Source organism: Chitinophaga sp. S165, from assembly GCF_003182155.1.
Classification (GTDB): domain Bacteria; phylum Bacteroidota; class Bacteroidia; order Chitinophagales; family Chitinophagaceae; genus Chitinophaga.
Map to the genome: position 1 here is coordinate 957,878 of NZ_QGTG01000001.1, position 26,259 is coordinate 984,136.

The following is a 26,259-nucleotide window of genomic DNA, read 5'->3' on the forward strand; positions in this document are numbered from 1 at the left end:
TTAAATTAGTGATTAGGGTTGTTGGGATAAAGGTTCGGGTTCTTGCCAAGCTCTCCGCCCGGAATAGGCTCGTAATAAAACTTCTTCTCAAAAGTGTAGGAACGCTGGAATGGTTCCAGTTCACGGAGGAAGATAAATTTCTGCTCGTCAGCCACATAATAAGGCATCAATGCATGATACTTCGTATTATCCAGCATCCTGTCGGCAATACGCCATCTTCTGAGGTCCCACCAGTATTGTTTTTCAAATGCCAGCTCTTTACAACGTTCGTTACGTACGGTATCTATCGTAAAATCTCCCACCAGCAATGGCGCTCCTGCACGTTCCCTGATATCGTTGATCATATTTCTCGCATCTCCCAGGTTATTGAGTTCCACCGCCGCTTCTGCCCTGTTCAGCAGTACTTCTGCATAACGCATATCTATCCAGCTCTGGGTACTCATATACAATCCGCATTGTGACTGTATCCTGTTGTAGTCTACATATTTCCTGACATAGAAACCGGTACGGGTGAAGTCGTCATTGTCTGTACTGATACCGGTAAATCCAATGATGCGCATACCGTTAAACAAAGTTTCCGTCTTACCGGCCAGATGTCTGACAGAGAGGTTCGGCGGATTCTGTCCCAGTTCATCAGCCGCAGTACCATTGAAGTGCTCATAGATCCCGCGTTGCATATCAAACTGTTTACCTCTTAAAGTAGCACCTGGGAAATAGATAGTGGCCAGCAAACGCGGCTCCAGTCCCTGTGCCAGTTGTGCTGTATTATCAAAACGGCGGGGAGTACCGTCTGCATTAACGATCGGCAATTGCCCGGTAAAACGCTCTATCAGCTCCAGTGTAGGGTATGCACGGGAAAGACCATCTGCAGTCATGAAACGGCAGGTCATGGTAGCGTCCCAGCTATGCGCCGTATTGCTGGTCAGTGAATAGTCCCTCACCAGGATGTTTTCCGTGCTTTCCCTGTCCAGGAAGAGGTCTACATAATTCTGTTCCTTATCGGTTTTCTTACGGTACAGGCTATACTGTCCTTCCAGCAGCTTCGCTGCATCCCAGGACTTCTGAAAGAAACCGTTCGCTGCGGATGCCGGAATACCCACATACCCCTGATCACGGGCATCTCCTGCCACAAAGTTTTCAGAACCATACTTCGCGATAGTGCCTGCATATAACATCGCCCTGGATTTCAGTGCAGCAGCCACGTAACGGTTAGCCCTGCCCCTGGGACTTGTAGCTGGCATTTTATTATAAGCACTGTCAAGATCTGCACTTATAAAATTCCAGACGTCTTCTTCCTTATCCCTGTGTACCTGCAGTTCCTCCAGGCTTTGTTCCGGATAATGCTGCACTTTCCTGATAATAGGAATACCACCGTAACGCTTAGCCAGTGCGAAGTAGTAATATGCCCTGCAGAAGTAAGCCTCACCCAGCCATGCATCTATTTGTTCCGGTGAAAAACCCGTACCGTAAACCGGCAGGTTCTCTATGAAATAATTAACCGTACGGATATCATTGTAAGGCCAGTACCCGAAACCGCCTGCGCCGTCATACGTGCTGCCATAAGGCCCTACCAGCTCGCCGCAAAGCGCGCCGGGATGATAGAACTGCTCCCATCCCCTGTTGAAACCGGAACCTTCCTGGCGATAATAAAAATCTTCTATCGGCAATGCCCTGTATACCGTAGCCAGATACCCTGCTACACCTGCTTCAGTGCCAAAAACATCCCTGTCCTGGATCACGTTCAACGGATCAATGTCCAGATCTCTGCAGGAAGGCTGTAGCAGTATTGCCAGTATCGCGATGATGCTTATATATATTTTGCTCTTCATGTTGTTTTCAGTTTAAAAGGTGATGCTGGCGCCTACACTAAATGTTCTGTTCATAGGATATTTATATCCGCCCTGGGAGTAGTTCCAGTCTGCGCCATTAGCTACAGTACCTGGATGCTCCGGATCACTGTTTTTCAATCCCGTGAAAGTGGCCAGGTTATAACTGTTGACGTAGGCCCTGAGATTGCCGATACCAACTCTGCTGAGCAATTTCTTCGGAATAGTATATCCTATCTCCAGGCTCTTGATCCTCACGTACGTAGCATTCTGTACTGCCTTTGTGCCTTCTGCCACCGGCGAGCCCATTGCAGGATATTTACCAGGTACCCACTCCGTATTGGGATCAAAAACATCCGCCTCAGGATCGGCGGTATGCCACCTGTCAAGGAATTGTGTCAGCGCACTACGGCCATACATCAACGGCTCTGCCATCTGTTCTGCATATTGCACATGGAAATTAGTGGCGCCCTGTAACAGCATATTAAAGTCAATCCCTTTCCATGCTGCGCCAATGGTCATCCCGAAGTTTACCAGCGGAATATCTCTGGTTGCTATCGGTGATTCATCCTTACCATCTATCACCCCATCATTATTCCAGTCGAGGTAATAATAATCGCCGGGTACAATGTTCTGGTTTCCGCCACCTGTATTGACATTGTGATTATAGATCTGATCGTAAGAAGTGAACTGCCCGCCGTATTGTTTTCCCCACCAGATATTCGTATAACGGTCTGCCTGTGAGTTCTTCCAGTTCTCGTAAGAGTTACCGGCGCGGGTTTGCTGTACCTCACGCAGCTTAGTACGTGTAGATGAAATGTTTCCGCTGATATTATAGCTGAAATCACCAATGGTATTACGATGTGTCAGCACGATCTCAATACCCCGTGTCTGATCGCTGTTCAGGTTTTCCTGCGGCAGGTTAGTGCCGACAGTACCTGGCAGTGTAGTCGTTCTTGTAGCCAGCAAACCGTCCCTGTTGCGGATGAAATAATCTACCGAACCACCTATTACACCTCTTAACAGATCAAAGTCGATCCCCATGTTGAGCGTCTTGGCCGTATACCATGTCAGATCAGGATTCACCACACCTCTGGAGGCCATTCCGTTTACATAATTTCCTCCGAAGAAGTAACCGGGCGATGGATAGTTATATCCCGATATATACTGGAAGCCCGTAGCGCCATCATCACCGGTCTTCCCATAGGAACCGCGGAACTTCAGGTTACTTAGGATATTAGGAGATACAAAGCCCTGGAAGAACGGTTCTTCTGTTATACGCCAACCGGCTGATACTGCTGGAAAGAAACCCCATTGTGCACCCGGTTTGAACTTGCTGGAGCCATCATACCTGAAACTGAAATCCAGCAGGTATTTGCCTTTAAAATCATAAGTCGCTTTACCGACAACGCCCTTGTTCACGGTTTCCCAGAGGCCGTTCCCGTCCATGCTGCCCAGCTGATTGGTCTGATCGCCTGCAAACAGGTAAGGGAGCCCCAGCGAGAATTCGCGCTGTGCATAGAAGTTATCGGCCGTCGAATGACTTTCCTCATACAACACCAATCCGGTCACATTATGCCTGCCCGCGAATTTCCTGTTATAGTTCAGCGACAACTGGTATAAAGTAGAAGTATTATTGCCATAAGTACGGTTAACTGTTGATGGAGAATTCACCAGCGTTCCGATGTACTTATCGTTCTGCTGATCGTATTGAAACAATGTATAGGACTTCCTGACCATGCTGTTATCAACGATATTGAAACCGTAATTGTACATGCCCCTGGCCATCAATCCCTCAATGGCAGGGATATCATATTCCAGTGCCAGCTGCCCCTGGAAGTTCCTGTTCTTAAATGACTGTCCTCCTGTATAATCAGCATCTGTCATAATCACCGGGTTCGCATTGTCCGGCATCAGATGAGGGTACAAAGGATTGTTGTTTGCATAGATCTGGTCGGTCGGCAACTGGTTCCAGGTATATTTGAACATCTCCCACACGCCCCTGCCGCCCGGTTGATTCTTTGTATCGGTATACCCCGACACCAGCAACTGTGCGCGCAGCCGGTCAGTGATCTTTGCATTTACATTTGAGCGGAAGTTCCAGCGGTCGTAATTCATATCCCCGCTACGGAACAAGCCATCCTGGTTGAAATATCCCAGGTTGAAGAAATAGTTCGTCTTATCATTGCCACCATTCACACTCAGGGTATGTTGTATTTCCGGAGCAAACTCCTTCATGGTAGCGCCTACCCAGTCGGACGACTTTAACGTTCCGTTCCTGTACAGCTCCATGTCGGCATCAGAGAAAGAAGGCGGCATCTGGTTATAGAAGTTATTCCCAAAGCCACGCTTCTGCTGCTCGTTCTTCAGCATCATATATTGCAGCGCATCCACACCTTGCGGTACATTCAGGAACTGCTGCCAGCTTTGGTTCACCGCATAGGTAATATCGAACTTACCCGTCTGACTGCGGGTACCTCTTTTACTGGTCACCAGGATCACCCCGTTTGCTGCACGTACACCGTAGATAGCGGCAGAGGCATCCTTCAGGATAGAGATACTTTCAATCTCATTCGGGTCCATCCTGGAAAGATCTCCGCCGCTCCGTGGCACCCCGTCTATCACTACCAGCGGATTGCCCATCCCACGGATGTCGAACACATTATCATAAGCGCCCGGCTCACTGCTTTTCTGCACAACGCGCAATCCCGGAAGCTTACCCGTCATCATATTGATAACGTTCTCGTTTTTGGTCACTACCAGCTCACCGGACCTGATCACGGAAACAGCCCCTGTCACCGTCGCCTTTCGCTGGGTGCCATATCCTGTTACGATCACCTGGTTCAAACCGGCCGTTGTAGACGGCAGACGGATCATCAGGTTACCGGAACCGCTGTAAGGGATCCTCAGTTCCCTGTATCCCACCAGCCGGACGTACAGAGATACGGACTGCCCTTCAGGCGCCTTCACGGTAAACCGGCCGTCCTTATCGGAAATAGCGCCCGACTGGGTACCGGCAATACCGACAGTCACTCCCTCCAGCACATGGCCATCGGCAGAATCGACAACCTGGCCTGTAATAGTCTTCAGTGTTTTGAAACTATCCCTTTCCTGTGCCTTGACCCCTCCCGGTCGGGATAAAACGAGGGTACTGACCATCAGTAATTGTAACAACAGGGATTTTCCGTCCATGCTTTTAATAACATGAACGCATGCGTCATACGTGGATCTTTTCATATTTGCAAGCTTTGCGTTTAACAAGGAGGTCTGTCGATCTCTGATTTCATAACAGGAATAAAAATTTTATACACTAGTGAACTCTAATACTTTTAATGCTGATCCAGGAAAACATAACTCATGACATAGATGAGAAAACAAAAGAAGAGACCTGCCAACCGGACTGTAATTAACTGATCGGGAGATTAAAAAAGGCTTAACAAAAGGGTTAACGGAAGGCTTAATGCTTGATTTTCATAAAAAAGAATATTGATAAATCGATTACAATTGACGGGTGTTCATATCGGTTCACGTTCCGTACGTTTCCCAACGATCCACGCGTTCACGTTCCGCACGTCTTGACGTTCCGCGCGTTTCCCACGTTTCCCGAGCCAGGCACCAGGGTAGGGCCAATGCCAGTGCCAATGCCGGGGAGATCCACAGGTAATGCGATACCACCCCGGGCATCGAAACCATCCCATCCTACCTTATCACATCATTGAACGACTTATAAAACTCCTCTCCATAAATGTCCCGGTAATCTTTTACGAACTTTTCATAGGTAGTATTCGCCAATGAATGCCTTTTCAACTGAATGAGGTTTTTACATTTATACTCCAACGCCTCTTCATGCAGGCGGTCAAAAAGGAATATTGCATTCGTGACCCTTATAATAAACTCTGGATCTTCCACCGTCTGCCCGCTCTCTTTGAGATAACCCAGGCTGAGATCAATAACGGCATTGCTGACTTCCGCCTTGATATCGTCCAGCCAATCGTATTCTGTTTTAGCGAGGAAGGCCCCTGCTTCAACTATTTTCAGCAGGTCGGTCATTAAGGACAGGTCTGCAATGGCTTTTCGTTTAGCCAGACCGACAAACTGTTCATAATCAAGATAAAAACGGTCTTCTGTATACTGAAATTGCCAGTAAACGGCCTTCTTATTGATCATACAATTCCCTATCCGCTCAAGGATGCTTTTCAGTTTAGCGAGGTTGACCGACCTGTTATTTTTGGCGTCTTTGGCCGACTTCCCATTCCAGAGGATCTCGTTCAGTTCATCGGCGGTGATGCCTTGTCCGGTCCTTACGGTATAGATCAGGATCAGGAGTAGCAGCTCTTTCATCAACGGCGTAAATAACCCTGTCACTTCTTCTCCGGCCTCATTAAACGCCTGGAACGGACCGAAGAGGCGAACACCGGACTTCGGCATCTCCTCATCTTTCACTTCTTCGGGAATTACTCTCTCCTCCGGATGATCTGCTACTAAGACAGGCTCCGGAATGGCCTGCAATGGGCGCTCTTCCTTTTCTCCTGCGACTGCAACCGGCGGCTTTACCTGTTTAACGGTTTTCTTCCGGAACAGCCACCAGAGGCATCCCATAGCAGCTGCAAAAAATAACGCTATGAAAAGCAGCCATTTACCGGAGAAACCTTTTCTACCAGCCGCTGTTGCTTCAACAGCATCCAGGTCAAGCGGGGGAAAATCAATGGTATAGACTTTCACGGTTGTTTTACGCTGACGCAGTTCCTGATCATCATACAATAACGTTACCGCTACCAGCTTACCCACTCCCGGCGCATAGTACAGGTCTGCAAAAGACTGCACATCATAAAAAGCATAAGGGATGGGGGTACCTGTCAGCTTGTATACGGGCCTGTCAAGCGAGCCTTGTATAAGCTGCAACCTGGAATTGAAACTATCTTTGGGGAATACCAGTCCGTAATACTGTCTTCTTTTGGCATCGATCACCAGGCTATTGGCAAAGGTGAACCTGCCATATACCGAGTCGAGGTTAAACCGTTTGCTGAAGGTGCCGGTACGCACGTCGAAAGCAAACAGGTCGTAATATCCACGGGGGTCCAGCATCTGATCGCCGGTAATGCTGCCATATCCTCCGATAATAAAAGCTGTATCGCCGGAAGTATTCAATCCCAGTCCTGCCAGGTAACGCGGAGGGAAAACGCTGCCTCCGGCAGGCATGGTCTCCCATTCTCCCGTACGCAGCTTGTATCGCTGTACCTGGTTTTTATACTTGAGTTGTCCATATCCACCGATGATATATAACGCAGTGTCTACAGGAGAAATGAATTTATTGGCGTGCCAGAATTCTGTCAGTATAGTATCCGGAAAAGTAGTGGTCCATTGAGGATGTGCATTGCTATAAGCCGCCACTTTCTTATGATCAATATAGACAGTGTACAACTGTTCCGTAAGCGTATCAAAAATGCCCTGGCAGCCCACCAGTATGTTTTCCTGCGGCACCGACTTCGCTGTCCGGGAATGCTGGTTCTGTCGCAAGTCATATGTTATGATGGAATCTATACCGGTGATCAGTAATTGTTCCTTCCGCTGGTCAAATGCTACCACCACATTTCCGTTCAGCTGGAAAGACCCGATCGTTTTCCAGTACTGATGACCCGGTTTCAGCCACACCCCGTTTTTTACTTTTGCAGCTTCCCGGGAAATATCGTCGTAACAAAGTGTATCCGCTACTTCTGCCAGCGGCCAGTGGTTCGTTAACTGCCCGTCATGAAAGATCCGGATGTCCTTGATGCGCATCGGCGGAATGTCCCTGGTATGGAATCTTTCATCGTCATTAGCGCCATAGAGGAATTTAAAACAGTTCCCCTTAAAAGAAAAGGCGGCGCTGCCCACACTTTTATTGTTCACCGCTAATGAGATCTGTTGCTTTTCCAGGTCCATGGTAACCGACAGCCGGTTCCATTCATTGTACAATTTATAGGCGTCACAAGAAAAGGAGATATTGAAAAAATGCTGCCCGGAAGTAACGCGGAAAAGAGAAGCCTTCTGATCATAGATCAGGTCAATATTCTGTTTGTCGTTTACAATACGGAGGATGTAACCGAAATAGATATGATTGTAAGCAATGAAGTTCAGGTCAAATTCAAGACGCACCCTGCCAGAGAAACATAAGGGTTTACCTGTAGCAATTTCAAAAGCAGTCCTTTTCTCAGCGACCGCCTCATGTCCATTAAATGCGAGCCCATAGGATAAATAAGATTGTGCCCGTCCTATAGTTAAAATGAGTAACAAAAATATAGTAAGGAAAGATCGATACATACTTAAGCAAAAAAACAATATTAAGTTGTATTGAGCAATCTACACACCTATTTTTTTATCATATCCGCCTAATAGACCACAAGCACGGCCCCTTTATCCTGAACAGGCCGCCCGAGGATGTCAATGCCCTGCATCAGCCACACATAAGCGCCCGCATCCACCTTTTTGCCCCGGAAAGTGCCGTCCCATCCGGCTTCAATATCTTTTGTAGTAAATACAACATTGCCCCAGCGGTCCATCACCGTGAAAAGCGTATAAGATGCAACGCCGATCCCTTTAGGCTTGAACACATCATTACGGCCGTCCCCGTTGGGAGAGAAAGCAGTAGGTGAAACCACCTTGATGGAGTCTATCACATGCACCCTTATTATCGTTGTGGCGCTCGCACAATCGCCAAACTCATAATTCATTCCGTAAGTGGTGGTTTCAGTGATCCCCGTGATCCTGAACACCCCTGTGTCATTGCTTTCGGACCATTCGGTGCCAGGTATGAACAACACGTATTTACCGGTACGTTTGTCGTTAGCCTTTATTACGGCTGTCATTCCCCGCATGATGGTCACGTCTTTTGCAGGAGGCGCCGATAAGGAGAGATTAACTGCCAATATCGGGAAAGGACGGCTGTTCACAACACATCCGTTACCATCTGTCACCTGCAGCGTGTATGTCCCCGCCGGTAACATGTCTGCCGCCAGTATATTCGAAACAACAACACTATCCTGATTCAGCCAGGTATATGAAAGCGGCGTTTTACCGTCAACACCAATACCTGTTATTGTACCGGAAATGGTATTACACATGTCATCTATAATAGCAAGGTTCTCATCATCTATCACAGCCAGATCAGGCGTTTTCAGCGTCACTGTCGATACCAGCTGTTCGCATTGTTCCACATCAGTAACATACACATGGTAAGTACCGTCGCCAAGATCTCTCAGATCTTTCTCCTGACCGATCACTGTGCCTGCCTGATCGGTCCAGCGATAGCTGACCGGTGTTCCTCCCACTATAACAAGGCCGGTTACACTACCGTTATGCAGATTACATACAGGGTCCTGTACATTGATCTGCGCAACGTTCATCTTGTCGGGTTGATGTTTCGGTATAACATATTCTATCCTGGTATTACAACCTACAGCATTGCTGATCTGCAAGGTATATCTGCCCGCTGCCATATTGGTCAGGTCAAGGCTATTGCCTACGGTGGCGCCATTCTGGTCTGTCCAGCTTACAATCTCTGCGTTTGTAGCCTGTAAACCGGTCACGCCGCCATTATCAACTGCGCAATCTGCTTCTTTTATCACAAGTCCGTTTATGTCAATGGTGATCAATCCCGGAGCTGTAATTGTAAACGGTGCAGAAGGTAACGCAGGACAGGAAGATCCATCGGTAAATGACAGTACGTACTGTCCTGCCGGAATATTCGCCAGGTCTAACGTATTTCCGACCACATCCTGGTTCGCATTCCTCCATGTATATACGATCGTTCCGGTACCGGTCACTTTCAAGCCGGTAATGCTGCCCGTCGGATCACTGCATATAGCCTCTTTTATTACGACGCTGCTGGCATCCAGCACAGGAGCAGCCACACCATTGATCACGAACGGACCGCCGGTAGCAGTACATGTGTTCACGGTATCTGTGATGGTCAGCGTATAATTACCCGGAGCAAGGTTACTGAGCGTGGGGCCAGTTCCAACTACAACATTTGCGGCATTACGCCAGGCGTATTTCAGGTTCATTCCCTGGAACTGTAATCCGGTGATGCTGCCATTGTTTACACCACAGGTTGCAGGCTTTATCACACCTGTTGCTGTCAGTACCTGCGGCGTCTGGTCCTTTACCTCAAAATAAGGAGAGTACACAATACACTCCGGCTTATTACACCCGCCACCGTACATAACGAGGCGGTACTTTCCTGCCGGTACATTGTTCAGCGATGTATCCGTTCCCACAGTATTGCCTGCCGCATCTTCCCAATGGAACGGCGTGGCATTGTAGAGGAGTTTATTTTTAATACTACCGGTGCTTTTACCGCATGCGGTATTGATAATATTTGCCGGGATATCTTCACTCCATACAGGGTTACTATAGTCGGAGGTAGCACCGGCTGCATCAGTAGCAGATACGATCACGCCGTCACGTCCTTTTAATGCATATGTCCATTTACCGTCAGCCCCGGCAAAGAACGTCTCAATATAATTCCTGCCATCACATTTCGGCCCTGAACCGCATTTGAAAGGAACGAAGGCCTCCATTCTTGCATTAGGCGTTGCCGTTCCGCTTAATGTAGTACCGGTACACGCGGTAACACGCACGAACGGCAGCGCTCTTCCGTCGTCGGGACTCCAGTCAAGCAGCGCAACGCTGTTCGCAGGACGATCAATGCTGGATGTCCTGTTATTACAGAACATCTCATTTTGCGATACCGTTACGCGGTAAGACCTGACCACAGAAACCGGTGCATCACTGCCACCGGCAATAATATTTTTGTCAGACAATATACCTCCGATCATTCCCTTCGCCAGGTTACAATCCCTGATCAATATACCCGACGAGTGGTTCCCCAGCACATTCTGACCCGTTATATCCGTTCCTATCTTATTTCTTACAATACTGAAAGTGCCATTCGTCAAACCAAATACCCCGATGCCATAAACACTGGTACCTGCCACCTGGTTATCGCTGATCACTACATTACCGGTTGTACCGCCATAAATACCCAATAGTTCTCCCGTAAAAATGAAGAAGTTCATTGCACCGGTACCATTAATATCCGTTCCTATCTTATTAAAAGCGACAAGCGCATTCCCCGATTCAATATTCAATTCCACGCCATAATAGTTCCCCATGATCACGTTCCCCCAGTCGTTCCCGTTACCACCAAGTGTTACCCCGTTCAGGTATCTCAGATGAACAGGCTTGTAACTGGATAACTGCGTAGTGGCGGTCATACCGTCTTCTTCAAAACCGAGAATGTTACTTTGTATCACGACGTTACTGATCGTCTTCGGATCAAAGTTGCCCGCATCACCGTAGATACAGTACTTGTAACCATTGATGACATTTCCCTTTCCCGGACTTCCTATCGTAATATCTGAACAGGTACCGCTGATCTCAATGCCATGCCCCTCGATGGAAGTGTTCAATGTATTCTTTATAGCCAACCCATATATTTCAACCTTCTGGGCGTTATCCACCTTCAAGGCATAAAAGCCTGCAGGCGTTCCTGAAACCTGTCTGTATACGTATACCCTCGCCCCGTTAGGACTTAGCTGGTTAGATGGCTGCGTAGAAGCGTCCAACGCAATATTACTGGTCAATCCGGGCAGATCGCTGAGCAGTGTGATCGTCACATCCGCGGCCGTCGTTCCGGGAAGATTAAAGTAGATATAGTCTTTTGCAGCAGTACCGTTGCTATTGGCTTTGGTGATTGCATCTCTCAGTGTTCCGGGTCCGCTGTCCGCTTTTGATATAACGATGAAAGTGGCGGCTTTGGCTGGAGTAAGAATACAAAAACAAGATATGGTAATGAGCAGGAGTAATACACCTGTTGTAGGTTTCATGTTAGTCGATATTCGGGATATATAGGCAGCGTTTAACTACCGGGTCGAAAAATACATATATTTATTAAGAATATAATATAAAAAGGAAATTCTTCACATTAAAATTTAGCGTAAAAGGCTGTAACAGGAAAAAACTACTCTTTCAAGTAAAAGGAAGGGGCCCCGTTTCGGCGCCCCTTCAGTATCATTTTCTAAAACATCCATATTCATTTTCAAGGTGGGAAAAGTCGCATTCCAGCGCCTTACGGTCCCAGTTACTCGTCTTAGCAGTAGCCTCGTATGTCGACTGCAGAAAATCCAGTAATGTTTCTTCCGGATTATCTGATTGCTGTACCACGTCGTAGTGGAGCAGGAACTCGCCCATTTCAGTGCTGTAGAAAGCTTCCTGGGGTTTAACCGGTTGTTCTCCGAAAGCCTCATTAACCGGGTAACAATAAGCATAAAAAACTACGTGCGGATATTGTTCACTGCCCGGCCAGAACCCAACGGAGCTTACTTCTTTGGAATAAGACTCCTGCATCACCACGGCCGGCATATTAGGGCTCTGTCCCTGATGCGGTGGTGCATCCCTGCCTGAAAACCGTGTAACGGCCAGGTCAAAACCGCCCCAGAAGAAATGTACCGGACTGACCTTACCCGTAAAACGGGACCTGAAACGTGTAAATACACCGTCGATCCTTACAAGTGCCTGCCAGTAATCAGCCATCTTTTCCGCATTGTATGTACGGGGGGCATGGTCCTTCTCAAATGGTATGGCGCCTTCAATTTCACTGGGCGTTGTGAAAATCGAAACCTGTATGTCCAATGCCTTCAATTTCTCAAACACGGCTCCGTAAAAGTCAGCCACTGTACGTGAACCTAAACTCACGGATTCCCTCTTACCCATACTGGTAATGATCAGCAACTGATGAAGATGGAAATCGAAATCTATCTGAAAACTGCCATGCTCATACGGTATACTCCCCGTACTAAGTCCATAAGGAGTAACATACAATGTAACATGCCAGGAATGATTTAACCAGGGCATTTTCCTGAGCCGGATCTTCCCAACAACCTGTGTCCACAGTTGGACCACCGTTAATGTATCTTTCAACTCATCAAATTTCAGCACTGGCCATTTGCTTGTTTGTAAAGCAGTATCACCCATAATTAAATATTGAAAATGAACAGATTAGTGTTATCAATAGTAATTTAAGGAAAAAATATTTAGCCGGATGATCATGTTATGCTTTATGCGCTAAATCCCACTATATGTACAATAAAAAAAGACAGGGATACAGCACGTACCCCTGCCTAAAACCACAGCGTCGATGTCTATTCCACCACCAACTTCTTTGTTTCTATTTTTACATTGGAAACTGTTTTAACCAGATACACACCCGGAACAAGATTAGCTGTATTTACAGTAATGCGTTGTTCTCCGGAAGGTATCCTTTGTTTCAATGCCTTTACAAGCACCCCGTTCGAATTATATATCTCGATCACTGCATCAGTAGCGGCCTGTAACTGGTAATGCAATGTTACCTGTTCCCTTGCAGGGTTTGGATAAAGTTTCAGGCCTGCCTTTGTCAGCTTGCTCTCAACCGGTAGCACTTGTGAAGCCGTAAGTCTTGCTGCTGATGTAGTGCCCCATCTGAACACTTCCCATCCGCCTATAGCTGCACGGTTACAGTTCATTGGTTTTGTTCCGTTCTCAGAGCAAACGTACTGTCCTTTCAGGCTCTGGAAAGCCACCGTATTGCCGCTCATGTTGATCCAGTTAAATCTTGTCGTACTATCCAGTGTGGTACCTGTGCAGAACATCGGACTGGTAGCCGTAACGTACAGACCATTATTCCCTTTCAGTGCAATCGTATTGTTACCTGCATCTACCACCTGGAATTTCTCCCACGGTCCTAACCCGGTACGGTTACAGTTCATCGCCTGTGCACCATTTTCAGAACATACCAGCAGCGTATCGTGATAGAGGTAGATCGTACTGCCTATAGGCGCCGGTGATGGCGGATTTGTAACAGTTGTATCCTGTGCATCTTCGATGATGATATCGTCAAAATAAGCGGTAAAATTGCCACTCAGCGCCGGATTATCATAAGCAATACTGATACCCGTGATCTCATCACCGATCAGTTCTCCCTTACCGATCTGGCAGGAAAATTTCTGCCAGCTGCCTACAGTACCACGCCCTATATTCGGATGCATCGCATTACCGTTATTGTCTTTATATGCCGACAGACTACGCAGCACTTTACCTGATTTAAACGTCAGGTCGACCGATGTAAACCTGCCAGGATTGTTCACTGTATATTTCCAGAAACTCAATTGCATATTGGCCTTCACCGGGATCTTCGTTTCTGAAATTTTATAATAGTAGGATGATGCTCCGCCAGCGGTACCGTTGATCTTCACAGTATATACGCCGCTCTTCGAAAAGCCAGGCGCATTGTCGATCGTTACAGCTGTATTACTAACGCCATTGGAGGACAACAACGCATTCCTGTAAAAGCAGGCGTCGATCGGCGAAACGATATCCTGTGGCACATTATTGATGATACAATTTGCTACCCTGCTCTCGAAACTGTTCCTATAATAGATAGGACCAAGAGAATAAGGGATCGGTATTTCCGCAGGCGTATCTGTGCTGGTCAGCAAACGTGCTGCCTCCCCGGCGAGACGCAGGTAGTAATCTGACGACGTCCATACGCCATCCATAGAAAGCGTACCGAAGTACTGATCTGTCGGAATATCAAAATAGTCAACTGCAGAACTGATAATATTCGTCGATTCTTCAAACTCGTCCAGCATGGCGTAGTACATAGACTTCACGCCTACACTCTTAATATTACGGGCCTGCTTCCACAGGAACTTACCACCCAGTCTGCGGGTATCGTTCGGATAACCGGTCACATGTTGCGACCATGCACTGCCCGGCATGATCACCGGATAAAAACCCATACCGTTCTGATCGCAATATTGCTTGTCAGGGATCAGGTATTGTGTCCTGAAATTATCAGCCCCTGTCGTATCACTATACACACCTACTGTCCAGGGAGAGATCATGTTGTATGCCTTATATACATCTGCAAAATCGGTGCGGGAACCGTCATTCATCAATCGCCAGCCTCTCGGTACACCGGCGATCACATAACAACCACGATCTTTGAAGAACTGCGCCAGTTCAAGCGCCTGCGCCCTGTCTACGAGGATGGTTGAATAACCCAGTCCCCACAGCTCTACTACCGGTTTACCGTTTACTGTTGCATATGCACCTGATTTCGTCAGTTCAAATATCTGCTCCATCTGATATACCCAGTCGCGTTTAATGCCCTCTACGAGGTCAATAGAGTTCACTTCTCCGTTGTTCTGGTCTGGCATACAGTACATCACATAAAACAGCCTGCCATTAGCCTCACAGGCGTTCTTGATATTGACATAATAATCATCCGTAGATGTATATTTAATATTCCTTCCAACTGGTGCATTACGCTGGATGGCCACCCCATCAAAACCCGTTCTTTTCAGCAATGCCATCTGCACGTCTATCACACCTTTGTCGGTAGAGTTATACAGTCTGGCGGGCTTGCCATTACCCAGGTTAGCGAAATTGGTAGCATACATCGGAACATTGGGATTATTCTCATAATCGGCCAGCAACGGAAATGTTTCAGTATTATGATTACCTCTTCCGGCAGCAGGTACTTTGTCGTATGACCAATGACCCCAGTCTTCAGGTTTAGGCCCTGCCTCATGCCATAACTGGTAACCCGCAAACGATTTTCCTACAAACTCGGAAGCAGGATTGTTCGGTCTTGCAGGAATAGGCTGCGCATCCGGATTCAGAGAACCTACGTACATGGTGATATCCTTGATGTACGTATCTTCAGAACCATAGCCCAGGCGAATATCGCCGCCGTAACCCATGCTGCCATCCAGACCGGCATCTTCCAGGAATACCAGGCGCGTTACCCATTTCTTTGTATTGGATTTCTTAAAATCCGCACCACCCCAGCCAGTACCGGAACGGGTATAGTTCAGCCACACGAAATTCATGCTGTTATCATAATAGGTAACAGACAGGATGATCTTTTTTGCTGTAGTAGGTACCGCGGCTCTGTCAGCACGTACATACATAAACTTTCCGGCGGGGATCTTCCGGCATAATACGCCGTCCACTGTTGCTACTTCCGTGTAGCCTTCGCCACTTTGGTTGTTCTCAATGCCATAGGTCAGGCTGCCTGATTGTACAGGATTGGTGAATTTGATCCAGGCAGATACTGCGGGCAGGGTTATATCGCCCGCCCTTAGGATACACGCACAGATAAGGCATGCAAATAGTAATAGAGAGTGTTTCATATATAGTATTTAGTTGGGAAAAGATGTCAGGGATAGCTGACCTGTTGACGGGCTTCATACAGACCTGCTGTAAATCAACAGATATGGATCTAGGTAAACGGGTTTACAGTGTTAAAGAGATATGGTTTTCGGGATAAATATACAAAAACTTCATTGCTGTCCGAATACTATCGGCATTTCATAACATGCTATTATTCCCTGTAAAGACAATTGCTGTTTTTCTATGAACGGCAATGCATCTTCCTCGTTAGTATCGGGAAATAATAAAGGTATAGGGAACCAATATTTCAAAGAACTTAGCAATGCCTGTAGTTGAATCATATACCCGGTTTTACATTAAATTATCTTCCATACTAGCGTACTTCATAACGATCATCAGCATCAGGTTAAAGCAGGGAACGTTCTGCCAGCTTCAGGCGCAGCCCCGTTTTACCGTGATTACTGAACACAATATTAGCGGATTTATTTGCGTAATTCTGGACAATGTACACAGGACGCAAATCCATGTGTATAGGACGCAAAAACGTGTATGCAAGACGCAAAAACGTAGGGGTCAGAAATTTGCCCAAAGTGGCAGATATAAATTACAGATTCGGTTAACATATTCTTCTACCGGTCCGGCTACGGTTTAACTTTGGTTAAGATTCGCTTTGATATTACTCATCTTACGTTGATCTTACGTTCATGAACGTAGGATCAACGTAAGATGAGTAATATCAAAGCGAATCTTAACCGATTATCAGGCGAACTACTACCGCCTTTCCCATTCCGCTCTCAAGGCGGCAATATATTCCGGCAATGTATTCAGTTCAGGAAAGCCTTCTTCTACAGGATCATCACTGGGTAATTCAGTCATGATATAAACGTTAATGTACTGGGCAAAGGCTTTTTCTCCCAACAAGCTCTGTAACAAGAGGAAAACAGCAGTATCAAGATGCTCGTTCAGTTTAAGAAGATCATAGTTCTGCATATGTACCGCCAGATTCAGCTTCTCCGGCGTTTCAGGGTCTTCGATGGCGGTGAACCACATCTCATCCGGCGATAACTCAAGGTCTTCATATTCAATTCCTTCACCGCCTTCATCTGCCGGTATTAATGCAGTAAAGGTCCAGTAATCCAGTTCAGGTGCTTTTTCAACCAGATATTCAGCATCATCAAAGAAGTCTTCGTCGCAGTTAGCTGTTATAATAAGTTCACCTTCATTATTTTCATTGATACGCATTTCGAAGAACAGGCTGGTACAATAACGATGGAGCCTTTCTGTCAGCTCGTCAAATACCTCCACGATCTGTTCCTGTTCCATTTCCCTAAAAAAGCGAAAGTCGTCCTGCCTTTCTTCAAACCAGCGCCAAAACTTTGCAGCGTCATTACTTCTAAGCATATCTGTCCGTTTTATGGCCATATGCGGCCGGGGGGATAACATTAGTATTTATACCTGCAATTTAGGTTTTTTTGCATTTTACATAGTTATATTATATACTTAATATGACTGCAAAGGAACAACATCTTAAAACAACGATTCCCGACTTTATCAGCCAGGAACCCTGAGAATCTTTCAGCCGTCGTTAAGCGGCAGCTTGGTAATTTCCGTTAGATCTTAATCCTGTAAACAGTATACGGTGAGGTTCGTTTATCAACGCCGTTATTATATTCAGGTTGTTTTTGTATCTGCGAGCAACTTACATACAGGTAGCCGTCAGCAATTGAATAACTGTCAGGCCATATCAGCCGGTCGTCCTGCACAATGGTCGTCATCTTCAGGCTTGAGTCCAGTTTCACCAACCGGTAACGTTGCAGATCGCCCAGGTAAAGGTTTCCTTTTTTGTCGAAGATCATTCCATCCGTAGTTGTAAAATGTCCCAGGTCTTCTACCTTACTGCCCAGATCAGCATCAGTCATATTCCAGTCCCGCAGATATTCAGTTTTGATCCTGTAAAGCTTATCGTCAGAAAGAGGTTTGTAATACAACCACTCACCGTCGGGTGTCAATGCGATACCGTCAGAATTAAATTTGGCAGGACGGCCATCTTTCATCAGTTCCCTGCCATCAATAATAAACTTATAGGCCGGGTCGGAAATGGTCGAATAATGCGCCTTTAATACCCGGCGCATTTGTCCGTCGGCAAGATTCACTACAATGAGCCCTCCACCTTTTGATTCCGTCAGATACGCATACTGACGCGCCACATCGACCCTCACGTCATTCACATAAGAAGTATCTGCCACAATATTCACAAATGAATAGTTACGGGCGACGGTATTATTGGCCTTATCCATCTTCACCAGCTTTGCACCGTTCCCCTGGATAGTTTGCAGTTTGGGTGCCGCGGGGTCCAGTATCCATAGCTCACCGGCATCATCAAAGTAAACAGACTGTACGCATACCCACTTATTCAGACCGGGCAAACCATGCTGCCATTGCTGCATATCGGTATTTGGATAAGGCGTTTTACCGGTCCTTCCCTCTGTTACTACAACCGCATATTGGTAGATATCCGACCACCGTGGATAATTCACCAGCATACGCCCACCCTCCTCTTTGGCCACACCGGTTAACTGATAGGTGTTATCTTCGAAGACAAGTTGAAGTCCGCGGTCATTGTCAGGGTCATTATCGTCAGAACAAGCTGCCAGAAAGCTCATGAGCAACAGCAGGAGTACAGTATGATTTTTCATAAACATGGTTTTATATTTTCAGCATTCTTTTTAATTGCAATACACAGCATATCACATGTCTTTGGGGTTTACAGGATGAGTGAAGCGGTCATGATCGCATTTCGGACATTTATCAGGTGCGGCTATTCCGGTATCGTTACCACAATGATAACATACACGCTGGTCGTGTTCATAATGAAGGCCTTTCACCATTTCTTCATCTTCCTCCGGCATTATCGATAACCCAGGCTTTGGCTCAGTGCTGTTGATCAGCGTAAATGTACCATTGGCCTCAAAGTAGAAACGGCTCACCTGCCCCAGGTGTTTAATCCCTTCTGAACGCAACTGTGAAAAAAGGCGTTCCCTGGAAATGCGTGTTGTTAACATCTCGCGGAGGTTCATGGTACCATCAAAAACAAGTACGCCAATGTCCCCCTGTGAAATCCTTTCAAAACGCTCGCTTGTGGTAGCTATACGCGCGATCCATCGTTGTCCCAGTATGACGATCACCGCCACGATAAACGCAGGAAGCAATCCCCTGTCGGGTGCCTGGATGGGAATACCGATCGCTGCCGCCAGAGAGGACATCGCTACCATCTCATTGCGGCTTAACTGAGAAGCCATGCGCTTGCCCATTATTCGCATGGAAATGATCAGTAACAGGAACACAAAAAGTACCCTGAAAATCACCTCCATGAAAAAGACCACCGGGACATTACCCATGAAGATCCTCATCCAGTCATCAACCAAAATTTCGTACGACTTCATACACCATCCGTTTATATTACTGCTCTATCCCATTTGACGGCGCCGCAGTTGTTGCATGCCTTGTCCTTTGTTGACAACTTCTCAGTAGCCCCGCAGTGCTGACAGGCATATTCGTCCTCGTCTGCATCGTGCCGGTAACCATGTACATGTTTGTCGCGCGTAGGCAGTAAAGACAATCCCGGGCGGGATCCCTTTGTCTTAAATACTGTAAAAGCGCCACATGCTTCAAGATAGACGCGTTCCACTACACCGAGATTATAGATCTTCTTTTGCCTTAAAACACTATATAGTTGCGCCCTTGAAACACGGGTCTTCTCCAGCTCATCGGTCTGCAGTAATCCGTTCTTTACCAGAATAGACATTGAGCCGTATGTAGCAGTCTCCACTTTCGCATTTTTTACCTCCCACCAGCTCAACCCGCGATGGTATGCTAAAACAAGGACGAGGATGAAGATCCCCTGTAATATCCCCCTGTCAGGCAGCTCCATCGGTGGGGCCACGATCGCACCAAGCATGATAGTGATAGCAAAATCCACGATAGTCAATTGTCCCGACATTCTTTTACCGAGCAGTCTCATGATCAGCAGCAGGGCAACATAAACAATGATTGTACGGAAGAACACTTCCAGCATAAATGCGACAGGGGCATTTCCAATAAAGATCCGTTCCAGATCTGTAAGTTTTATCTGAGTCTTGTCCATAACATCACACGCTGGCCGCAATAGTTTACTCAAAAACTATGCAATCTAATGGAGCGGAACGGCATACCTTCGTGAACGATGATCGCTGCATGTTTGTACCGGGAGAATGGCAATGGACCATTCTAAGGAGCAGGCTGATACCTTGAAAACTGGTGCTAAATGTTCCCGACATATCCCCATAATTCCCATACGGGGCAAGGCACGGTGGGCAACTGACGCCATCTATTAGAGCAATAAGTAATATTACTCAACAGTTAATAAGAGGTTAACGATACATAATTATCAACTTTTTCTCATGCTTTTACACAACAAGTATTTAAATTACAGGTGTTAATACCCAACCATGAAAAAACGCTTACTAATTGTTTCATCGCTACTATTATCATCATTATCATTTAGCGGAAAGGTTTTTACAAAAGTGTATATCTGCAGATCATCTGGCAGTTATGCCTATCACAAAACACTTTGTAAAGGTCTGGACCAATGTGCACATAAAATAGACTCTGTAACCATACAGGATGCAATAGCAATGGGTAAAAAGAAAGCCTGCCGCTACTGCTTCCGATAAGCTCCCATATTATTTACCCCTTATTTCTTCCACGATGAATGCAAACACCCCAACACTGGCGCCCGAGCTGAAGGCGCCCAGGATCTACAATCAACAGGATACTCCATGGTATTTTGGAGCCCATCTTAATCAGGCCAGGCACAATCTGTTTCTGGCTCTGAACGAATTGACTATTAAGATAGGTGGGAACCCCATCGAAAATGATGATCAGCTGCAGAGTGCCAAAGCATTGACAATACTCAATGCAGCATCGCCTAATCCCAATGAGCTGGCAAAGGCAATGGAATATTATGACAAGAACTTTCCGTTCCTGTTCTACATGCAGTACAGGTATGAAACCGATCAGGAAAGAGATGAAAGGATCTTCTCCCGTCAGAAGAACCGTAGGTCCGCACCTGTTCAACATGCCTATGGTAGCGCCGCCAGGTATTTTGAGATCCTGAATACACTCATCGTCTATCTCAACAAAGCCCGGAATCACTGTAACCATTACACGTATTCTCCACTGACTATAAAAAAAGACCTTGTCTACCTGCTCAATGATGTATTCGACGTAAATGTGAGACTGATAAAAAGCAGGTTTAACCTGGAAGAAGCACAGCTGGACCATCTGAAAAGATATAATGGCATCGACAGGAAAACGAAAAAGCCAAAATCCAACTACCGCTTCTGGTACTCATTTACCGCCACGGGAAATACTGAAAATATCTCTGAGGCCGGACTCGCATTTTTTACCTGTCTCTTTCTTCCGAAAGGAGAAGCTTATCTGTTCCTGAAGAAGCTTTCCGGTTTTAAACGGGCGGAAACGCCTGAATATAAGGCCACGCTGGAAGTCTTTACTTCGAATATGTTGCGCGTTCCCAGAGAAAGATTGGAGAGCGATAACAGTCCCCAGGCCGTGTTCCTTGACATGTGTAATGAACTGGCCAGGTGTCCGGCAGAACTCTTTGAGTTGCTGGAAGAAGAAAAGCAGGAGTTATTCATTACGAACCGGCTTGAAGATGAAGACAATACCGATAGCTCCGGCGACGGTCCGGAAACAAAGATGATCCGCAAAAGCGACAGGTTCCTTTACTTCGCTCAACGTTATCTCGATATCACAAAAGGTCTTCCTCAAATGAGATTCGGCGTCGATCTCGGCATGTATTTTTACAGTATCTATCCCAAGACACTGGCCGGCGTCGACGAAATGCGGCAGTTAACCAAACACCTCATCGGTTACGGAAGACTGGAAGATTTCGATACGGACAAACGTCCTGCTGCATTTGCCGCGCTCTATGGACAAAAGGAAGATCCGTTTGCTCCGTACATCAGGGAAACGACACCGCACTATCATACAGATGGCAAGAACATTCCCATCTATATCGGTAGCAGTTCCTGCGAATGGCCTGAAATCGGCACAACGGACGTTAAAGGAAAATCATATCCGCGGAAACTGAATAAAAACAATACGCTCCTTCCCTACGCAATACTCAGCGCAAAGGAAATGCCTGCTTTAATGCTGTACCACTTGCTGCGAAAAGAAAAGAACAAAGGCGATGACGTGCAGAAAGTGATTGTCACCCATATCAACAACGTAAGGAGGTTCTTCAAAGCGGTGCTGAACGGAAGCGAAAGACCTGTGGATCAAAGCCCGCTTCCGAAACCCGACGGAGACGCATTGAAACAACGGTCGGACAAGGAATATTGCCGTCGCTATGAATTACTGTTGCAGCAACTGGACAGATATGCCCTCCATCCTTCCTACATCCCGGAAAAGTTGGCCAACTACCTGTTGGGTATCGCTCCCTCAGATTGGAAAGAAAAAGCGGAAAGACGGCTGAATGAAATGAAAGCCACTGCTGCCGATCTGGTTGAACGAATGGAACTAAGAGAGAAAGACGATATCAAACCAGGCAAACCGGGATTCAGGAAGGTAAAAGTAGGCAAGCTGGCACAGTTAATTGTAGAAGATATGATGCTGATGCAACCTGTGCTGAAAGATGAGAATGATCAACCTGTTCCTGATTCAAAAGCAAATGGACTGGCGTACAGGCTACTGCAAAGTCACCTGGCTTTCTATGGTGTGCACCGGGATAACATCACTGAGCTATTTAGTAGCTGCAAACTAACCGGCGGCACCAATCCGCATCCTTTCCTCCATCGCATCAACGTAAATGAGCTGTCGGGCATCATTGAATTTTATAAAGCATACTTCAATGAAAAGATCGACTACCTCAATACCTGCTTAAAAAACAAGCGATATGATGAGTATCATTTTCTAAAAATAAATGCGCAGCCGGATGATATTGCTGATCTGCTAAAAACTTACCTGCAAACAGAAGGACCGTCTCACTCGCCTTTTAATCTGCCACGGGGTTTCTTTCATCGTGCAACAGTCAACTGGCTGATGTTACACGGAACAGAGAGTAATAAAAAGTTCCTCGCTGATCATCCCGATACCAATACGGTCCATCTCACAAAACACCTGTTTGAACAACAGGACACGGCGCAAGCCTTCTATCACTGGAAACGGCATTATCACCTGTTCAGCGGCGATGTTCCCCTGTATCTCAACCTGGAAGAAAGAAAACAGGAAACGGAACGCACGATGAAGATCGTTAACAGGCTCCGCGAAGAACTGGACGACATGGAAGATCTGGCAGCAGAAGCTCAAGACACTTTCTATCATGAAATCAAGCGACTACGCTCTTTAGATGATATCATCAGGCACACAGAAAGGAAATACGGCGCCTCATTTCCTGCAGTCTATGAGATTGAATGGCGCGTGTCCGATTACTATATGCATAAAGATGCTACCCGGCTTGTAACAGCAGCGATAGAAGGTCAGATCAAAGACAATAAACATTACCTCAACAGCTACAAGTTCTTCATTGAGAATGAAAAGTATCTCCGCCTTATTGAGGCGCAGGATATGCTGCTGTTCATGGCCGTGAAAGACCTGCTGAAAGAAAAGATCGGCGATATTTCACTGACTGAAACGCAGGACAAAGAATCCGGCACCTTCTTACTCAGTAACATCTCGCCTCAAAACGTTGAAAACAATAAGAACTTACTGAACCAGCGGCCGGCTGGCGGGATCCACATCAACCTTGATTTCTTCGAAATAAACGAGAATGGATCATTCAGGAAATCGGAAAACGGTAAAGTGAAAGTAGGTACCGCCACCATCATCGACAAACATCTCAAAATTAAAAATGCAGGCAACTTCCGGAAACTCTTAAAAGATCGCCGGATCAATAATATCTGCTTCTATTTCAAACCGGATGCCGGTCATTTCACTATCAACCGTATGGTGCTCGAAAATGAATTCAGGGCATACGATAAACAACGCCTGAAAGTACTTGAAGTCGTAGCTGCTTTTGAGGAGAAGCTTTATCTCAACAGTAACAAAGAGGAGAAAGCCACTTTCCTCAACAACAAAGGCGTCGCGGAACACAAACTCTATCTTAAACATTACTTCGGCAAGTTCACAGATGATAACGAAAACCTTCAGCGGAATCTGCTTGCTATCAGAAATGCCTTCGCACACAATCAATTCCCGCTGATCCACGACGATACCTTCGCCCTCTCCGCCAATGAATGGAGAATGATCCATGAACAGTACCAGCCTTCTGCACAAGGCAGTCACCAGGGATATGGTATCATCGAGAAAATATCCTTATACGGGATAAACGGATATCAATCTCTCATAGACAAAATAAGCGGGCATGTGTGAGATCAACTGGGACCTGACGATAAAAGCCCTCGGCGTGTTAGCTACAATACTTGTAGCCGTATTGCTCTACTTCTTCACCAAAAGGAATATGCGCAATGAGACAATGGAGCGGATCAGCAGGTTCAGGAACGAAAAGCTGATGGAGGCCGGTATGGCTTTCTGGAGCTTACTAGCGTATATCACTCCTACAGAAAACAATCACTCTATCATTGTCTGGACACAGAAGAAAGGCCGGACAGAAAAAGAGTACTTCTTTCAGCCTTTCCTCGCCGGGGAGTTTATCAAAAAACTAAATGAGGTAAACTATGAGAAAGGGTTTGGGCTATTTCTTAGTAAGTCTACAAGGGATCTGTTCTATGAATACAGGAATATTATCTATGGGATTTTGCTGGCGGAGAAAAATAATACCAGTGAGAAGATCCTGCTTTCAAACGATGAGATGGTGAAGAAGATGTTCGACCTGTATAATAAGATGGTGGTGGAGTTGAGGAAGGAAGTTGGGCCAGTGTAAGATTAGAAAAACAAGAATATTTAGTTATATCAGTCGATTGAGAGGGAATTTAATCTTGTTGACTTTCTATACAAAGCATTGTCAAAGAATATTTTGATGATTTAATGTTGGAGTAACCTGTGATTTGTAGGGTAACGACAACTGGTCAAACAACCGTATTTAGAAGCCGAATAGTTGGAGTAACCTGTGATTTGTAGGGTAACGACAACGCAATCCGATTTCGCTCCGCATCGTAAAAGTTGGAGTGACCTGTGATTTGTAGGGTAACGACAACTCCGAACAAATGAGCGGAAATATACATTAAGTTGGAGTGACCTGCGTTTTGTAGGGTGGCTACAACCATGCTCGAAGCCGTACTTCATCTTCATGTGTTGGAGCGACCCGTGATTTGTAGGGTAACGACAACTAAACTCCATATATGTCCGAACGCCTAAAGGTTGGAGTGACCTGCGTTTTGTAGGGTAACTACAACGTCAGGCTATTATGAGAATATTTTTATGTATTGGAGTGACCTCCGTTTTGTAGGCTACGACAACCTTCATTGATTGTTTGATAACTTCAAATTTGTTGGATACATCTGTGTTTTGTAGGATAACAACAACAACTCATGATCAAAGATTTAAATGTTAGAGCTGGGAAAACCTACGCTTTAGTGGATAACCACAGCACCGTTCAACAAACCCACAATGTCCGGACGTTGGGAAAGCCTGTATTTGCAGAGCACTCACAACATTTTCATGGTCAATTTGTTTTTAAAATGAAGTTGGAAAGACCTGTGTTTTATAGGTGGATCACAACAACATCAAACTCCGTTAACCATTAAACCTTATCGTTGGGGAAGCTCCAAATTTGCAGGGCAACAACACTTCATCGGATCGGTTGATTTTAATAGGGGTAGTTGGAAAAACCTACATTTTGTAGGTCACGACAACATTGCAACAAAAAGTTGGTTGCGATACTAGTTGGAGAAAACCGTCTTTATCCGGGTAAACCACAACTGCGAGTTTGACTAGCTATCACTTTGTGGCACAGCCACAAAAAACATTTGGGTTTCATTAATTGATCCTGCGTTGGGAAAGCCGCACATTCTATCGGCAACAACAACGCCCATTTTTTTTGGATTTTAACGTGACGCCGGGGAATTCCCATTTTGCAGGTACTTAACGGCCACACATTCACATGGAAAATTAACAGGGGTGTTGGATAATCCTACGTTTTGCAGCCCAAGTACAACACCAAACAAATTAGTTGTCCAGGTTAGCGTTGGGACAGCCGTGAGGCAACTCAAACTCACAG

At 46.1% G+C, this 26,259-nt stretch carries 13 protein-coding genes; 2 read left to right on the forward strand and 11 right to left on the reverse strand.

The features are described 5' to 3' along the window. Positions 1–5: 5 nt before the first annotated feature. The 11 genes from C7475_RS03520 to C7475_RS03565 all read right to left on the reverse strand — a co-directional run bounded on the left by C7475_RS03520 (position 6) and on the right by C7475_RS03565 (position 20,166). Positions 6–1,829: a RagB/SusD family nutrient uptake outer membrane protein gene (locus tag C7475_RS03520; protein WP_110051109.1), complete on the reverse strand. Its 1,824-nt coding sequence runs from the start codon at positions 1,827–1,829 to the stop codon at positions 6–8. A gap of 12 nt (positions 1,830–1,841) precedes the next feature. Further along, positions 1,842–5,063, reverse strand: a complete 3,222-nt coding sequence (locus C7475_RS03525; RefSeq protein ID WP_110051111.1) for a TonB-dependent receptor — start codon at positions 5,061–5,063, stop codon at positions 1,842–1,844. Between the two features lie 462 nt (positions 5,064–5,525). Then, positions 5,526–8,099 carry a kelch repeat-containing protein gene (locus C7475_RS03530; protein ID WP_158286407.1) on the reverse strand — a complete coding sequence of 858 codons (2,574 nt, stop codon included), beginning with the start codon at positions 8,097–8,099 and terminating at the stop codon, positions 5,526–5,528. A 95-nt stretch (positions 8,100–8,194) separates the two neighbouring features. Further along, entirely contained in the window at positions 8,195–11,692 is a 3,498-nt protein-coding gene (locus tag C7475_RS03535; RefSeq protein WP_110051116.1) for a gliding motility-associated C-terminal domain-containing protein, read from the reverse strand. Between the two features lie 184 nt (positions 11,693–11,876). Continuing rightward, entirely contained in the window at positions 11,877–12,839 is a 963-nt protein-coding gene (locus tag C7475_RS03540; RefSeq protein ID WP_110051118.1) for a DUF5996 family protein, read from the reverse strand. Positions 12,840–13,006: 167 nt separating this feature from the next. Next, positions 13,007–16,042 carry a T9SS type A sorting domain-containing protein gene (locus tag C7475_RS03545; protein ID WP_110051120.1) on the reverse strand — a complete coding sequence of 1,012 codons (3,036 nt, stop codon included), beginning with the start codon at positions 16,040–16,042 and terminating at the stop codon, positions 13,007–13,009. Between the two features lie 150 nt (positions 16,043–16,192). Next, positions 16,193–16,363: a hypothetical protein gene (locus tag C7475_RS32885; RefSeq protein ID WP_158286408.1), complete on the reverse strand. Its 171-nt coding sequence runs from the start codon at positions 16,361–16,363 to the stop codon at positions 16,193–16,195. A 430-nt stretch (positions 16,364–16,793) separates the two neighbouring features. Next, complete coding sequence (locus C7475_RS03550; protein ID WP_146217455.1) at positions 16,794–17,423, reverse strand: hypothetical protein; 630 nt, start codon at positions 17,421–17,423, stop codon at positions 16,794–16,796. A 209-nt stretch (positions 17,424–17,632) separates the two neighbouring features. Further along, positions 17,633–18,718 carry an L-dopachrome tautomerase-related protein gene (locus tag C7475_RS03555; protein ID WP_110052799.1) on the reverse strand — a complete coding sequence of 362 codons (1,086 nt, stop codon included), beginning with the start codon at positions 18,716–18,718 and terminating at the stop codon, positions 17,633–17,635. A 51-nt stretch (positions 18,719–18,769) separates the two neighbouring features. Further along, positions 18,770–19,465 carry a DUF421 domain-containing protein gene (locus C7475_RS03560; protein ID WP_110051125.1) on the reverse strand — a complete coding sequence of 232 codons (696 nt, stop codon included), beginning with the start codon at positions 19,463–19,465 and terminating at the stop codon, positions 18,770–18,772. A gap of 11 nt (positions 19,466–19,476) precedes the next feature. Then, positions 19,477–20,166: a DUF421 domain-containing protein gene (locus tag C7475_RS03565; protein WP_110051127.1), complete on the reverse strand. Its 690-nt coding sequence runs from the start codon at positions 20,164–20,166 to the stop codon at positions 19,477–19,479. Positions 20,167–20,768: 602 nt separating this feature from the next. Here C7475_RS03565 and cas13b point away from each other — a divergent pair. Next, positions 20,769–24,452 carry a type VI-B CRISPR-associated RNA-guided ribonuclease Cas13b gene (cas13b, locus tag C7475_RS03570; protein WP_110051129.1) on the forward strand — a complete coding sequence of 1,228 codons (3,684 nt, stop codon included), beginning with the start codon at positions 20,769–20,771 and terminating at the stop codon, positions 24,450–24,452. Then, the gene (csx28, locus tag C7475_RS03575; protein WP_110051131.1) at positions 24,445–24,963 is read left to right on the forward strand and encodes a CRISPR-associated protein Csx28; all 519 of its coding nucleotides are present in this window, start codon (positions 24,445–24,447) and stop codon (positions 24,961–24,963) included. Before cas13b ends, csx28 begins: the two co-directional genes overlap by 8 nt. Positions 24,964–26,259 lie beyond the last annotated feature (1,296 nt).